The sequence below is a fragment of the Bacillus sp. YBWC18 genome (assembly GCF_002998775.1).
Lineage (GTDB): Bacteria > Bacillota > Bacilli > Bacillales > Bacillaceae > Bacillus.
On record NZ_PVRI01000001.1, the window covers coordinates 659,629 to 673,176 of the forward strand.

The following is a 13,548-nucleotide window of genomic DNA, read 5'->3' on the forward strand; positions in this document are numbered from 1 at the left end:
TACACATGTCGAGAAAAGATCCAAATCGACTAACAGGCAGACAAAAAGCAGCAATCCTAATGATTTCCTTAGGGCTAGACGTGTCAGCATCTGTATACAAACATCTGTCTGAAGACGAAATAGAAAAATTAACATTAGAAATTTCCAATGTACGAAGTGTAGATACTGCTAAGAAAGATGAAATCATCGAAGAGTTTCACAGCATCGCCATCGCACAGGACTACATATCACAAGGCGGTCTTATGTACGCAAGACAAGTGCTTGAAAAAGCGCTTGGTGAGGACAAAGCGGACAGCATCTTAAACCGATTAACATCCTCGCTTCAAGTGAAACCGTTTGATTTTGCTCGAAAGGCTGACCCAGAACAAATCTTAAACTTTATCCAGCATGAGCATCCACAAACCATCGCGCTCATCCTTTCCTACTTAGATCCAGTCCAAGCTGGGCAGATTTTATCTGAATTAGGTGAGGAAGTACAAACAGAGGTTGCGAGACGTATTGCTTTAATGGACCGCACATCTCCAGAGATCATCAATGAAGTGGAACGCATTCTTGAACAAAAGCTTTCTTCAACCTTTACGCAGGACTATACGCAAACGGGCGGGGTCGAAGCGGTTGTAGAAGTACTAAATGGTGTAGACCGTGCGACCGAGAAGACCATTTTAGACACACTTGAAATTCAAGATCCTGAGCTTGCTGATGAAATTAAGAAACGTATGTTTGTCTTTGAAGATATTGTCACTCTTGACAGTAGAGCGATTCAGCGTGTGATCAGAGATGTTGAAAATGATGACTTATTGCTCGCGCTCAAAGTGGCAAGCGAAGAGGTCAAAGAAATTGTCTTCCGCAACATGTCACAGCGAATGGTCGAAACGTTCAAAGAAGAAATGGAGTTTATGGGACCTGTCCGGCTTAGAGATGTCGAGGAAGCACAAACTCGTATTGTCAGCATCGTAAGACGACTCGAGGAAGCTGGAGAAATCGTCATAGCTCGAGGCGGAGGAGACGATATCATTGTCTAGGATTATCAAACATGAAACATCTGTTATTCCTGAGCAAGGCCGGCAAACGATTCCTTTGCAGCAAGTGGAGTTCAAAAAAGAACATCATGAAGAAGAGCTTGTCAATGAAACAGAAGCTTCGCAGCTTGTACTAAGTGATGCTGAAGATCAAGCAAGCCGTATAGTAGAACAAGCAAATAGTGAGCTTGAAAAAACAATGGCTGAAATCAATCAGCGCCGCGCTGCTTTTGAAGAAGAAAGAATGCAGCTCATTGAAGAAGCGAAACAAGCAGGTTACCAAGATGGCTTCCAAAAGGGTGAAGTAGATGCGATTAGTCAGTACCAATCGATTCTTGATCAAGCGAATGACATTGTCAGTCTTGCCAAGCAGGATTACGAAGAAAAAATTGAAAGCTCCGCAGAAAAAATTGTGGAACTGGCTTTCGAACTCGCCAAACGCGTTTGGTACTCGGCTGAGGACACGAAAGATCAATTTTTGGCTCTCGTGAAGCAGGTCATTTCAGAAGTGAAAGAATATGACGATATTTCCATCTATGTTGACCCTGAACATTACGATCATGTGATGGAGTATAAAGACGAATTAATCAGAATCCTTCAAAAGGATACACACCTTGCCATTTACTCGGATGAAAAAGCGCCAAAAGGGACTTGTTACGTAGAAACAAGCTTTGGAAAAGTGGAAGCGAGTGTTGATACCCAAATGAATCAGTTGAAAGAAAAGTTACTAGAAGTCATTGATTCAGGTGATCACAAATGAACATTGATGTGTTAAAAGAAACAATTGAAACCGCCGATCCTTATAAACGATTTGGCAAAGTCAATCGAGTTGTTGGGCTGATGATTGAATCTAAGGGGCCGGAGAGTTCTATAGGAGACGTGTGTCTCATTCATAAAAAAGGGCGTAGGCACGATCCGATAAAAGCAGAGGTCGTAGGGTTTAGAGATGAAAATATTCTGCTCATGCCTTATGTAGAAGCGTCCAATATTTCACCAGGAAGTCTAGTTGAAGCGACAGGTGAGTCGCTGAAGGTCAAAGTTGGGACTGGATTAATCGGCGAAGTTGTTGATGCCTTCGGTGATCCGCTGGACGGCAGCATGCTTCCGAAGGGACTTGCTCCTGTTTCGACAGATCAGTCACCCCCAAATCCGATGGACAGGCCGCCTATTCGTGAAAAGATGGGCGTTGGTGTCAGAGTGATCGACAGTCTGCTTACAGTCGGCACTGGTCAGAGGATCGGGATTTTTGCCGGAAGTGGTGTTGGAAAAAGTACCTTAATGGGGATGATTGCAAAGCAGACAGAAGCAGATCTGAATGTCATTGCCCTTGTAGGAGAGCGTGGCCGTGAAGTTCGTGAGTTTATTGAAAAAGATTTAGGTGCCGAAGGACTGAAGCGATCGATTGTTGTTGTCGCAACTTCTGACCAGCCTGCACTGACGAGAATGAAAGCTGCTTATACAGCAACAGCTATTGCGGAATATTTTAGAGACAGAGGGAAAAATGTCATGTTCATGATGGACTCTGTTACACGGGTCGCTATGGCACAAAGGGAAATCGGTCTTGCAACTGGCGAACCGCCAACGACAAAAGGATATACGCCTTCGGTGTTCGCTATACTGCCTAAATTACTTGAACGAACTGGAACGAATCAGCTTGGTTCCATCACAGCGTTTTACACAGTGCTTGTTGATGGTGACGATATGAATGAGCCAATCGCTGATACAGTCAGGGGGATCTTAGATGGCCACATTGTACTTGATCGTGCTTTAGCCAACAAAGGACAATTTCCTGCTGTCAATATTCTGAAAAGTATCAGCCGCGTTATGAGCAATATCGCAAGTCATGATCACAAGGAGGCGGCCAACCGGTTCCGCCAGCTTTTATCCACTTATCAAAACGCTGAAGACCTCATTAACATTGGAGCTTATAAAAAAGGCTCCTCGAAAGACATTGATGAGGCCATGCAGGCTTATCCTCATCTGATTTCATTTTTGAAGCAGGATGTAGAAGAGGCTGTATCTATTGAAGACAGTGTGAATTTATTGCTCCGTTTGATGAATAGAGAGGATTGACAAAAACAGTGAGATATCAATACAAATTTCAAAAGCTCTTAGAACTGAAAGAAAGTGAAAAAGACAAGTCACTCGCAGCGTACCAACAATCCGTTTCAGCATTTGAGCAAGTCGCTGAAAAACTCTATGAAAATATGAGTAAAAAAGAATTAATGGAAAAAAGCAAAGAAGAAAAGCTGAGAAGTGGTATGAGTGTTCAAGAAATGCGTCATTACCAGCAATTTGTGACCAATTTAGATAACACCATTCAGCACTATCAGCAGCTTGTGATCATGAAACGCCATCAAATGAATGAAAAACAATCTGATTTAACTGAAAAAAACATTGAGTTTAAAAAGTTTGAAAAAATGAAAGAAAAGCAGTATGAAAAGTTTTCCCTTGAACATAAGGCCATTGAAATGAAAGAAATGGATGATATCTCTATCAGCCAATTCATGTTTCAAGGACATTAGGAGTCGAGATGAATGCCTAAGAAGGAAAAAACGAAGGAATCAAGCGGCGGTAAATTTCAATGGATCTTGTTTATTGTCATTATCCCATTGATTGTGCTTGTGATTGTGACTGGCACAATCCTTTATATTGCGGGTTTTGATCTAAAGAAACCGCTCCAAAACATTCCGGTGATCAGCAGTTTGGTTGGTTCAGATGACACCTCAAAAACGTCATCTTCACATAATGATCAAAGCGATGCAGAATTGAAGGAACTGAAAAAGACCATTAAAGAGCAAAAAAATGAACTTGAAATTGCGCAAAAAGATTTAAAAACAAGTGATGAAGAGATTAAAAGACTGAATCAAAAAATCAGTTCGCTTGAAAAAACATCTGAAAATGATGCAAATAATACGTCAGCGAGTGATAGTTCATCAAACAACAGCTCATCAAACAATACGTCAGGCAATAACGCAGCAGGGACAACCTCTGATGGGGCAGCAGCCTCTAATCAGAAAACTAAAGGGAAGATTGCCAGCATTTATGAAAGCATGGACGCAGGGAAATCCGCCAAAATTTTATCAGAATTAAGTGATAAAGAGGCATTGAAGATCCTTGAAGAGCTGAGCAAAAATAAACTAACAGATATATTAGCAAAACTAACACCTCAGAAGGCAGCTACATTTACGAAAGAGCTTGCTAAAAAAGAAGAAAGTGAAAATGGGGGTGGACAATAAGTGAAGCTATTGGATATTGGAGCCTTACAGCAATCGTCTCAAGGTCTTTCGGGGCCAAAGGGAGGCGGCGTGGCATCTGCACGCGGGTTGTTTAAACAATTACTTAGCGGGGCAGGCGCACAAAGCGGTCTTGTTAATGCTGAGACAGCGGGTGCCTCTCTTTCCATCAATGATGCGATGCAAATCATTGAAAAATGGATGCAATCACCTGAAGAAGGGATCGACGGAGACCTTCTTGAAGCGCTTCAAACACTTCAAGGTCAAACGCTTGATTCGTCTGATCTCAAGTCACTAGAAGAGTTATTTCAAAAAATGGAATCATCCATTTACGATGATCAAGCTGATAAGCCAGCTTCTGAACATAGTGAGCAGCTCATACAAGTCCACTTTTTCTTATATCAACTGCTCAATCAACAGCCGCTCAGCTTTGATGCAAAGCTAGTGCAGGATATTGAAGCAAAGGGTCAAGACTTCATTCACTTTCTTTCGAAAAATGGGGTAGATGAGAAACTGATTCAGCAAGTAAAAGAGCAGTTTTTCTCGCAGGGTTCAGCACCAAAGCTGAATTCGATGTCTCAAAGTGAGCTGAAACACTTTAATCAGTTAATCGACCATATGATGGCAAACGCAAAAGGATCAGACAAAGAGTTAAAAATTGCTTTAGGAGAGTTAAAAGAATTGGTCTCTCCAAGACAAGAATCTACTCTTGCTTCTCCGGCAAAAGGTGCTTCCTCCCTTGAATGGCTCATCAAAAAGGAAGTTGTCAAAGGACAAAGCACTGCTGCACCTGCTTCTGAAAAAACGATCACTCATACGCTGTTGCCAGGTCATAAGCAGTTTTTTCAACTGCAATCAGCAGCTCCTGTTCAGCAGACACAAACAATGGATGAAAAGCCGGGAACGGTTGATCAGCAAATTCTAAATACGTGGAAGCAAATGAAATTCACGCCATTTGGCAACTCAAGCGGACGCTTTACAGTTCGGTTAAATCCAGAAAATCTCGGATTTATCACGATTCAGCTGACGAAGCAAAATGGTATGTATGCGAGTAAGATTACTGCTTCGACACAAGCAGCAAAAGAGCTGTTAGAGCATCACCTGCCGCAGCTCAAGCAGGCGCTTCCGAATATGTCGGTTCAAGTGGACCGTTTCCATATACCGCTTCAATCAAATGAGCAGTCGTTATTTGGACAGTTTAATGAAGAAAACAAGCAGCAGCAGTCAAAAGGGCAGAATTTCCAGAAGCCTGATGAACAGGAAGCAGAATTCCAAGATGTACTGGATGCTCTTGTTGGGTCAGATGAAGAAGAGGAGGAAATCTAATGGCAACAGTTGATGCTACAAATAGAACAGTCGCACAAACAGACACTTCTTCAAAGACAGAAAAGAAAACAGATACGCTTGGCAAAGATCAATTCTTGAAAATATTGCTTACACAGCTTCAAAACCAAGATCCGACAAACCCACTAGATGACCGTGAGTTTGTCACGCAGCTTGCAACATTTTCATCTTTAGAACAGCAAACCAATATGAACGATTCTATCACCAAGCTGAATCAGCTTATGTCTACATTTGTTGCACACCAAGATCCGTTTACGACGTATGTAGGCTGGATTGGTAAAGAAGTATCGGGCAAACTGGATGATAAAGAGATATCAGGCACTGTGAAGTCTGTTAAAAACATAAACAATGAATACTTCTTGTATTTAGAAGATGGAACGAAAATCAGCCCTTGGGATGTTACAGCAGTTGGAGAAAAAACGAAGTAATTCGAGGAGGAAAATAAATGTTACGCTCACTTTACTCAGGAATTAGCGGAATGAAAAACTTCCAATCAAAATTAGATGTTGTAGCCAACAACGTAGCCAACGTCAATACACACGGATACAAAAAAAGCCGTATCACTTTTAAAGATATGGTCAGCCAAACCATTGGAAGTTCTGGTGGACCAACGAACAACTCTGGTTCAATCAACTCAAAACAAATTGGTTTAGGATCATCTTTATCTTCTATTGATAAAATCATGTCAGCGGGATCTTCTCAAAATACAAATGAACCTTACGACTTCTATATCAATGGAGATGGGTTTTTCCGGATTGAAAGTCAAGGAGAAATTCTTTATACAAGAACAGGGAATTTCGACACTGATTCAGAGGGAAGCTTAGTCACCCCTGATGGAAATTATCTGCTTGGAATGAATGGACAAAAGATAACGATTCCAGACGGCGTTTCGAGTGTGAGTGTTGGTCCAGATGGAACGGTTTCGGTTGTTGAAAACAATGTATCAAGAACCGTTGGTCAAGTATCACTCGTATCTTTCCGTAACGCAGGAGGGTTAGACAAAGTTGGTGACAACCTTTACCGCCAGACCTTAAGCTCAGGTGCTCCAAGTAACCCTATCGTACCTGGTGAACAAGGAACGGGCGTCATCCAAACAGGTAAACTTGAAATGTCAAATGTTGATTTAACAGACGAGTTTACTGAAATGATTATCGCACAGCGTGGTTTCCAATCGAATGCAAAGACGATCACAACATCTGATGAAATCCTGCAAGAGCTTGTGAATCTGAAACGATAGGAGGTAGGGGGAGCGGTTTATCGCTTCTCTGCTTAATATGATTGAAGTGACAAGATTAAATGGCAAAGGATTTATGCTGAACGCTCTCCATATCGAGCAAATCGAAAGCTTTCCAGACACGACCATTACATTAGCCAATGGAAAGAAATTCGTTGTGAAAGAAGATAAAGAGCAGCTTCAAGAGAAAATCATTTCTTTCTACAGAAAAATCCAAGTCATTTCATTGAATCAAGGAATAGAGGAGTTTGAATGAAGAAGAAATTAGTCGTAGTAATGCTAATCATGATTATTGCCATCGTCGGAATTGGAGCAGGCATCTTTTTTCTGCTGAATGGGTCAGACGAAGCAAAAGCAGAAAAAGAGCCAACAGCAGATGAAGTCGTAAAAGCTTCTGTTGAAATTCCTGAGATTATTACTAATTTAAAGTCTGAAGGAAATGCTGTCAAACTTGTATTGAATATTGAAACGGACTCTGAAAAAGCAAAAGAAGAGCTCGAGAAAAGAAGTTTTCAAGTGAAAGACGCCGTAATCGACATTTTATCAGACACGAATGCAGATGAACTTGATGGCAAAAAAGGCAGAGAACATTTTAAAACACTAGTCAAAAACAAAGTGAATAACTATTTGCAAGATGGCAAGGTGAAAGAAGTATATATAACCTCCTTTAATCTGCAATAGAGGCGATTAATTGACACGATGGAGGTGAAGAAATGTCAGGAGAAGTGCTTTCCCAGAATGAGATCGATGCATTATTATCCGCCATATCTACAGGCGAAATGGATGCAGAAGAGCTGAAAAAAGAAGAAACGACGAAAAAAGTGAAGGTGTATGATTTTAAACGTGCACTGCGCTTTTCGAAAGACCAGATTCGAAGTTTAACAAGGATTCATGATAACTTCGCTAGACTGCTCACCACGCACTTTTCAGCTCAGCTAAGATCATATATTCAAATTACTGTCAGCTCGGTTGACCAAGTACCATACGAAGAATTTATTCGTTCGATTCCTAATATGACATTATTAAACTTATTTTACGTCAGCCCGCTTGAAGGAAGAATCATGCTTGAAGTGAACCCAACAATCGGCTATGCCATGATGGACAGGCTGATGGGCGGGATTGGCATTAGTCATAATAAGACAGAATCACTTACAGAAATCGAAACAAAGATTATCTCAAACATGTTTGAGGGAGCTTTGGAAAATTACAGAGAAGCGTGGCAGTCCATAACCGACATCGAGCCTGAAATGGCAGATTTCGAGGTAAATCCCCAGTTTGTTCAAATGGTGTCACCAAACGAAACAGTTGTCGTCATTTCTCTTAATACACAAATTGGTGAGGTCAGCGGGGTTATTAACCTATGTATTCCTCATGTTGTATTGGAGCCTATTATTCCGAAGCTGTCTGTACACTACTGGATGCAGTCTGAACGAAATGAACCAAAACAACAAGAAACAAAGGCCATTGAAAAACGGATTATGACGGCAAAAATACCGGTAGTCGCAGAGCTAGGGGAATCGGAAATGACGGTGGAAGAGTTTTTGAATTTGGAAATTGGTGATTGTATTGCCTTGGACAAACCAGTAAATGCGCCTCTTACTGTTATGGTCGGAAATAAACCGAAATTCTTGGGACAGGCCGGCCGCGTGAATCGGAAACAGGCGATTCAAATTCTAGATCACGACATAAGAGGTGAAGAAGATGGAGAATAACGGAAGTAAATTATCACAAGACGAAATCGATGCGCTCCTTAAAGGAGGCAGCAATGACGATATAGAGCCTGATACAATCCTTTCTGCAATGGAGCAAGATGCCATTGGAGAAATCGGAAACATTTCATTCGGTAGCTCTGCAACAGCACTTTCAACCCTATTAAATCAAAAAGTGGAGATTACAACTCCAACTGTTACAGTGATTCAAAAAAGTATGCTGAATGAGGAATTTCCTCATCCGTATGTCGCTATTGAAGTGAATTATACGGAAGGCTTCAGCGCAAGTAACTTGCTTGTCGTCCAGCAAACAGATGCAGCAGTCATTGCGGACTTAATGATGGGCGGAGACGGGACAAATGCTGACCCTTCTTTAAGCGAGATTCACTTAAGTGCAGTGCAAGAAGCAATGAACCAAATGATGGGTTCTGCTGCGACATCCATGTCGACGGTCTTTAATAAAAAGATTGATATTTCTCCGCCGCGCGTCGAATTACTTGATGTGAAAGAAGGAGAAGGGACAGACCGCATTCCAGCTGAAGAAATGCTTGTCAAAGTATCCTTCAGATTAAAAATAGGTGAACTCATCGATTCAAATATTATGCAGCTTTATCCTATTACATTTGCAAAAGATCTAATCGCAGAATTAACAGACCCAGCGCAGGAAGAAGAGCCGGTTCAAGACACGCAAGTGAGCACACCTGAACCTCAGCCAGCAGCACCTCAAACGCAGTCTGCACCAGCGCAGCAAACTGCTCCGCCGAAAAGACAGGCAAAGCCAAAGCCGGCAGCACCTGTAAATGTGGCACCAGTTGAATTTGAAGCATTCAGTGAGCCTCAGCATACAACAAGCCAGCTTGGAAATCTTGATATGCTGATGGATATTCCGCTTTCCATTACGGTGGAACTTGGCAGAACTCAGCGAAGTGTAAAAGAAGTCCTTGAGCTTTCAGCAGGAAGTATCATTGAACTGGACAAACTTGCTGGTGAGCCAGTAGACATTCTAGTGAACAAACGAATCGTTGCCAAAGGGGAAGTCGTTGTCATTGATGAGAACTTTGGTGTTCGTGTGACTGATATATTAAGTCAGTCAGAAAGACTTTCTAATTTAAAATAAACAAACATATAGGGAGAGAATAAGTAAATGGCTACTAAGGTATTAATCGTAGATGATGCAGCATTCATGAGAATGATGATAAAGGATATTCTTGTAAAAAACGGATTTGATGTCGTAGGAGAAGCAGAAAACGGCGCTCAAGCAGTTGAAAAATACAAAGAAACGTCTCCAGATCTTGTCACAATGGATATCACAATGCCAGAAATGGACGGGATCACAGCACTAAAAGAAATTAAACAAATCGACGCTTCTGCAAAAATCATCATGTGTTCTGCAATGGGGCAGCAGTCAATGGTTATTGACGCGATCCAAGCAGGTGCAAAAGACTTTATCGTGAAGCCGTTCCAGGCAGACCGTGTACTTGAAGCAATTAATAAAACGTTAGGCTAAAAAAGGGTGTAAGACTTGTTGAAAAAACGTTTGATATGTATAGCAATGATCAGTTTTATGCTTTTCTTGACGATGCAGCCTGCCTCACTGCTTGCTGAAACGAAAGATCCTGAAAATGGCACAGTGAATGAATGGATCAAAGAAGAGAAAAGCAGCAAAAAGGATACAGAAAAGACAACCACTGACAATCAAACGAATCCGGCAGAAGAAGTTCCCTCTTCTTCTGTCTCCATTATGGATTTTGTCAAAATGATTGGTGCCTTACTTTTTGTCATCCTGCTCATATATGGATTGGTGAGATTTGTTGGTAAGCAAAACCGCTTACTCAAACCATTTCGCTATGTTGAAAATATTGGCGGAACGACGGTTGGCCAAAACCGTTCAGTCCAGCTTATCAAAGTGGGCAAACGAGTATTAGTTGTCGGTGTAGCGGACTCAATCCAGCTGCTAAAAGAAATTGATGATGAACAAGAATGTGAAGCGATCGTGAAACAATATGAAGAAGCGATGGAAAGCAAAACAGATTTACCAAAAATCGTTCAAAAATTCACATCGCAGGTAAAGAAACAAAATCAGCCAACCACTTCTTCTTTTTCAGCCAATTTGAAGGCGCAGCTAGCCGAATTGAAAAAGACCCAAGCAGAAGTCAGAAAGAAAGGCCCGAAACAAAATGAATGAGTTTATCGATTTATTTAATTCCAGCGGTGCAGGGAACATTAGCACGTCTGTCCGTCTTCTTTTACTTTTAACCGTATTTTCGGTTGCACCAGGCATTCTCATTTTAATGACATGTTTTACACGAATAGTGATTGTACTTTCATTCGTTAGAACGTCACTTGCAACCAACTCAATGCCGCCAAACCAAGTGCTTGTAGGGCTTGCTTTGTTTCTCACATTTTTTATCATGGCACCCACGTTCTCAGAGATTAATAAAGAGGCACTGACGCCGCTTTTAAATGATGACATTACGCTAAATCAGGCATATGAAAAAGCCGAAGTGCCAATTAAAGAGTTTATGAGTAAACATACGAGACAGAAGGATTTGGCTTTATTTCTTAGTTACGCAAAAATGGATACACCTGAATCGATAAAAGATATTCCGTTAACGGCGATGGTACCCGCTTTTGCTATTTCAGAATTAAAGACGGCATTTCAAATTGGTTTCATGATCTTTATTCCATTTTTAATTATTGACATGGTGGTCGCAAGTGTCCTGATGTCAATGGGGATGATGATGCTTCCTCCGGTTATGATATCGCTCCCTTTCAAAATATTGTTATTTGTTTTAGTCGATGGATGGTATTTGATTGTTAAATCTTTGCTGCAAAGCTTTTAGAGTAGGTGCTTAAAACATGAATTCAGAATTTGTCATTACGATGGCTGAAAGATCAGTGTATGTGGTATTGCTTGTTAGTGGGCCGCTTCTAGCGCTCGCTCTTATTGTGGGACTGATTGTCAGTGTGTTTCAGGCGACAACCCAAATTCAAGAACAGACGCTTGCGTTCATTCCTAAAATTGTTGCAGTTCTGATTGGGCTTGTTGTGTTTGGTCCATGGATGCTGTCGACCATTGTGTCGTTTACGACAGAGCTGTTCTCGAATTTAGATCGATTTGCAGGTTAACGAGCGATGTCAATCATAGAATTATTCCCTGCTTTTCTATTAGTTTTTATTCGGATCACCGCTTTTTTTGTGACAGTACCTCTTTTAGCGCATAGAACGATCCCAGCTGTACACAGAGTTGGATTCTCACTGTTTTTAGCCGTGATTAGTTTTAGCACGATTAAGGAACCGCCAGCACTCGACATAGACGGTCTTTATATGATGCTTGCGGTGAAAGAAGCAATGGTCGGACTTCTGCTTGGGCTGATTGCATATATCATGGTGTCCGCTGTTCAAATTGCCGGCTCATTCATTGATTTTCAAATGGGCTTTGCGATCGCCAATGTGATTGATCCACAAACAGGGGCGCAAACGCCGCTGATGGGGCAGTTTTTTTATACGGTCACATTGCTATTGATGCTGGCAACCAATGCACACCACCTGCTGCTTGATGGAATCTATTACAGCTTTCAATATATTGCAGTTGATCAGTACGCACTGAATTTCGGCAGTGAATCCTTTGCTTACTTTATTGCAAAGAGTTTCAACCAAATGTTCATCATTGCCTTTCAAATCTCGGCACCGGTTGTCGCCAGCTTGTTTTTGGTCGATTTGGCACTGGGCATTGTGGCACGAACAGTTCCGCAGATGAACGTATTTGTGGTCGGACTTCCTATTAAAATGGGTGTGAGTTTTATTATGATCATCATCTGTATGGGCGTCATCTTCGGTGTTGTCCAAAATACATTTGATACGATTGTACTCACCATGAGGAATTTCTTAGCATTGGTCGGTGGTTCGTCATGATGACAAGGCTTAGACTAGACTTGCAATTTTTTGCAGGTGAAAAAACAGAAAAAGCAACGCCGAAAAAGAGACAAGATTCACGTAAAAAAGGTCAGGTTGCCAAAAGTACCGACGTCAATACAGCCATCTCATTTCTATTAATCTTTTTATCATTCTTTTTTATTGGGCCTTTTATGAAAGAGCGTATTATTGCGCTTATTGAACGTTTTTATTCAACAACCATGTTAATGAAGGTTAGCACATCTAATATTCATCAACTATTCGTGGAATTGCTTCAGGAAACAGCGCTCCTTCTCATGCCAATCCTTGGTGTTGGTATGCTGGCAGGCGTCATTAGTAACTATTTACAAGTTGGCTTTCTCTTTTCAACAGAAGTCATCAAACCGAAATTAGAAAAGCTAGATCCTATCAAAGGGTTTAAACGGATATACAGTATTCGAGCCCTCGTAGAGCTATTAAAATCCATTTTGAAAATTGGTTTTGTTGGTTTTGCGACATTTATTGCACTTTGGATGCACTTTGATGAAATTCTGCGGCTTCCTTTATTAACAGCAGAGGAAACCCTTCATTTCGTCGCAAATATGACCTTGATTATGGGTCTATATGCAGCAGGTGCTCTCATGATCTTAGCAGGGCTTGATTATATGTATCAGAAATTTGATTATGAAAAAAACTTGCGGATGTCCAAACAAGACATCAAAGATGAGTATAAAAAATCTGAGGGTGACCCGCTCATAAAATCAAAGATTAAACAGCGCCAGCGGGAAATGGCCATGAGACGGATGATGCAGGAAGTCCCAAAAGCGGACGTCATCATTACAAACCCAACCCACTATGCAATTGCTTTAAAATATGACGAAGAAAAGATGGACGCGCCCTTTGTTGTGGCAAAGGGAACAGATATTTTGGCTTTGAAAATTAGAACGATTGCGAAAGAGCACGATATCATGACCGTAGAAAACCGGCCGCTCGCTCGTGCACTATATGATCAGGTCGACATCGACCAAGCGGTGCCAGAGGAATACTTTAAGGCGATCGCAGAAATTTTAGCTTACGTATATAAAACGAAACAAAAGATTTTATGAATTTTT

Annotated in this window: 18 protein-coding genes; all 18 read left to right on the forward strand. The window is 41.2% G+C overall.

Annotated elements, in window-relative coordinates:
- The first annotated feature begins 5 nt into the window (after nt 1-5).
- From fliG to flhB, 18 genes are read left to right on the forward strand one after another with little or no spacing between them, the layout of a single operon-like run.
- Nucleotides 6-1,022, forward strand: a complete 1,017-nt coding sequence (fliG, locus tag C6348_RS03480) for a flagellar motor switch protein FliG (RefSeq protein ID WP_008344808.1) — start codon at nt 6-8, stop codon at nt 1,020-1,022.
- Nucleotides 1,015-1,779, forward strand: a complete 765-nt coding sequence (gene fliH / locus C6348_RS03485; RefSeq protein ID WP_066030912.1) for a flagellar assembly protein FliH — start codon at nt 1,015-1,017, stop codon at nt 1,777-1,779. Before fliG ends, fliH begins: the two co-directional genes overlap by 8 nt.
- Entirely contained in the window at nt 1,776-3,092 is a 1,317-nt protein-coding gene (gene fliI, locus C6348_RS03490) for a flagellar protein export ATPase FliI (protein ID WP_066030911.1), read from the forward strand. Before fliH ends, fliI begins: the two co-directional genes overlap by 4 nt.
- An 8-nt stretch (nt 3,093-3,100) precedes the next feature.
- Entirely contained in the window at nt 3,101-3,544 is a 444-nt protein-coding gene (gene fliJ / locus C6348_RS03495) for a flagellar export protein FliJ (protein ID WP_034620036.1), read from the forward strand.
- Between the two features lie 12 nt (nt 3,545-3,556).
- On the forward strand, nt 3,557-4,258 hold the full coding sequence (locus tag C6348_RS03500) for a MotE family protein (protein ID WP_106041893.1): 702 nt from the start codon (nt 3,557-3,559) through the stop codon (nt 4,256-4,258).
- A complete protein-coding gene (locus tag C6348_RS03505) occupies nt 4,259-5,581 on the forward strand; it encodes a flagellar hook-length control protein FliK (RefSeq protein ID WP_106041895.1) in 1,323 nt (440 codons plus the stop codon).
- Complete coding sequence (gene flgD / locus C6348_RS03510; protein ID WP_106041897.1) at nt 5,581-6,027, forward strand: flagellar hook assembly protein FlgD; 447 nt, start codon at nt 5,581-5,583, stop codon at nt 6,025-6,027. Before C6348_RS03505 ends, flgD begins: the two co-directional genes overlap by 1 nt.
- 17 nt (nt 6,028-6,044) lie before the next feature.
- Nucleotides 6,045-6,836, forward strand: coding sequence for a flagellar basal body rod protein FlgG (flgG, locus tag C6348_RS03515; RefSeq protein ID WP_034662356.1), 792 nt, complete (start codon nt 6,045-6,047; stop codon nt 6,834-6,836).
- A 37-nt stretch (nt 6,837-6,873) separates the two neighbouring features.
- Nucleotides 6,874-7,089: a swarming motility protein SwrD gene (gene swrD, locus C6348_RS03520; RefSeq protein ID WP_034662354.1), complete on the forward strand. Its 216-nt coding sequence runs from the start codon at nt 6,874-6,876 to the stop codon at nt 7,087-7,089.
- Nucleotides 7,086-7,514: a flagellar basal body-associated protein FliL gene (gene fliL, locus C6348_RS03525; RefSeq protein WP_034662353.1), complete on the forward strand. Its 429-nt coding sequence runs from the start codon at nt 7,086-7,088 to the stop codon at nt 7,512-7,514. Before swrD ends, fliL begins: the two co-directional genes overlap by 4 nt.
- Before the next feature lie 32 nt (nt 7,515-7,546).
- Complete coding sequence (gene fliM, locus C6348_RS03530) at nt 7,547-8,545, forward strand: flagellar motor switch protein FliM (protein WP_003212239.1); 999 nt, start codon at nt 7,547-7,549, stop codon at nt 8,543-8,545.
- The gene (fliY, locus tag C6348_RS03535) at nt 8,535-9,659 is read left to right on the forward strand and encodes a flagellar motor switch phosphatase FliY (protein WP_106041899.1); all 1,125 of its coding nucleotides are present in this window, start codon (nt 8,535-8,537) and stop codon (nt 9,657-9,659) included. Before fliM ends, fliY begins: the two co-directional genes overlap by 11 nt.
- Nucleotides 9,660-9,686: 27 nt before the next feature.
- Complete coding sequence (gene cheY, locus C6348_RS03540) at nt 9,687-10,049, forward strand: chemotaxis protein CheY (protein ID WP_007499584.1); 363 nt, start codon at nt 9,687-9,689, stop codon at nt 10,047-10,049.
- 18 nt (nt 10,050-10,067) lie between these two features.
- Nucleotides 10,068-10,727, forward strand: a complete 660-nt coding sequence (fliZ, locus tag C6348_RS03545; protein ID WP_106041901.1) for a flagella biosynthesis regulatory protein FliZ — start codon at nt 10,068-10,070, stop codon at nt 10,725-10,727.
- The gene (gene fliP, locus C6348_RS03550; RefSeq protein ID WP_007499580.1) at nt 10,720-11,385 is read left to right on the forward strand and encodes a flagellar type III secretion system pore protein FliP; all 666 of its coding nucleotides are present in this window, start codon (nt 10,720-10,722) and stop codon (nt 11,383-11,385) included. The genes fliZ and fliP overlap by 8 nt, the downstream gene beginning before the upstream one ends.
- Before the next feature lie 16 nt (nt 11,386-11,401).
- Complete coding sequence (fliQ, locus tag C6348_RS03555; RefSeq protein WP_106041903.1) at nt 11,402-11,671, forward strand: flagellar biosynthesis protein FliQ; 270 nt, start codon at nt 11,402-11,404, stop codon at nt 11,669-11,671.
- A 6-nt stretch (nt 11,672-11,677) separates the two neighbouring features.
- Complete coding sequence (fliR, locus tag C6348_RS03560) at nt 11,678-12,457, forward strand: flagellar biosynthetic protein FliR (RefSeq protein WP_012009967.1); 780 nt, start codon at nt 11,678-11,680, stop codon at nt 12,455-12,457.
- Nucleotides 12,454-13,542 (forward strand): flagellar biosynthesis protein FlhB, encoded by a 1,089-nt coding sequence (gene flhB / locus C6348_RS03565; RefSeq protein WP_060596264.1) that lies wholly within the window; start codon nt 12,454-12,456, stop codon nt 13,540-13,542. The genes fliR and flhB overlap by 4 nt, the downstream gene beginning before the upstream one ends.
- Nucleotides 13,543-13,548: the final 6 nt, after the last annotated feature.

Excerpts from the sequence above, each read along its gene's own strand:
- fliG (WP_008344808.1), top strand. The coding sequence starts at position 6 with ATGTCGAGAAAAGATCCAAATCGACTAACAGGCAGACAAAAAGCAGCA.
- fliI (WP_066030911.1), top strand. The coding sequence starts at position 1,776 with ATGAACATTGATGTGTTAAAAGAAACAATTGAAACCGCCGATCCTTAT.
- C6348_RS03500 (WP_106041893.1), top strand. The coding sequence starts at position 3,557 with ATGCCTAAGAAGGAAAAAACGAAGGAATCAAGCGGCGGTAAATTTCAA.
- flgD (WP_106041897.1), top strand. The coding sequence starts at position 5,581 with ATGGCAACAGTTGATGCTACAAATAGAACAGTCGCACAAACAGACACT.
- flgG (WP_034662356.1), top strand. The coding sequence starts at position 6,045 with ATGTTACGCTCACTTTACTCAGGAATTAGCGGAATGAAAAACTTCCAA.
- swrD (WP_034662354.1), top strand. The coding sequence starts at position 6,874 with ATGATTGAAGTGACAAGATTAAATGGCAAAGGATTTATGCTGAACGCT.
- fliL (WP_034662353.1), top strand. The coding sequence starts at position 7,086 with ATGAAGAAGAAATTAGTCGTAGTAATGCTAATCATGATTATTGCCATC.
- fliM (WP_003212239.1), top strand. The coding sequence starts at position 7,547 with ATGTCAGGAGAAGTGCTTTCCCAGAATGAGATCGATGCATTATTATCC.
- fliY (WP_106041899.1), top strand. The coding sequence starts at position 8,535 with ATGGAGAATAACGGAAGTAAATTATCACAAGACGAAATCGATGCGCTC.
- cheY (WP_007499584.1), top strand. The coding sequence starts at position 9,687 with ATGGCTACTAAGGTATTAATCGTAGATGATGCAGCATTCATGAGAATG.
- fliP (WP_007499580.1), top strand. The coding sequence starts at position 10,720 with ATGAATGAGTTTATCGATTTATTTAATTCCAGCGGTGCAGGGAACATT.
- fliQ (WP_106041903.1), top strand. The coding sequence starts at position 11,402 with ATGAATTCAGAATTTGTCATTACGATGGCTGAAAGATCAGTGTATGTG.
- fliR (WP_012009967.1), top strand. The coding sequence starts at position 11,678 with ATGTCAATCATAGAATTATTCCCTGCTTTTCTATTAGTTTTTATTCGG.
- flhB (WP_060596264.1), top strand. The coding sequence starts at position 12,454 with ATGATGACAAGGCTTAGACTAGACTTGCAATTTTTTGCAGGTGAAAAA.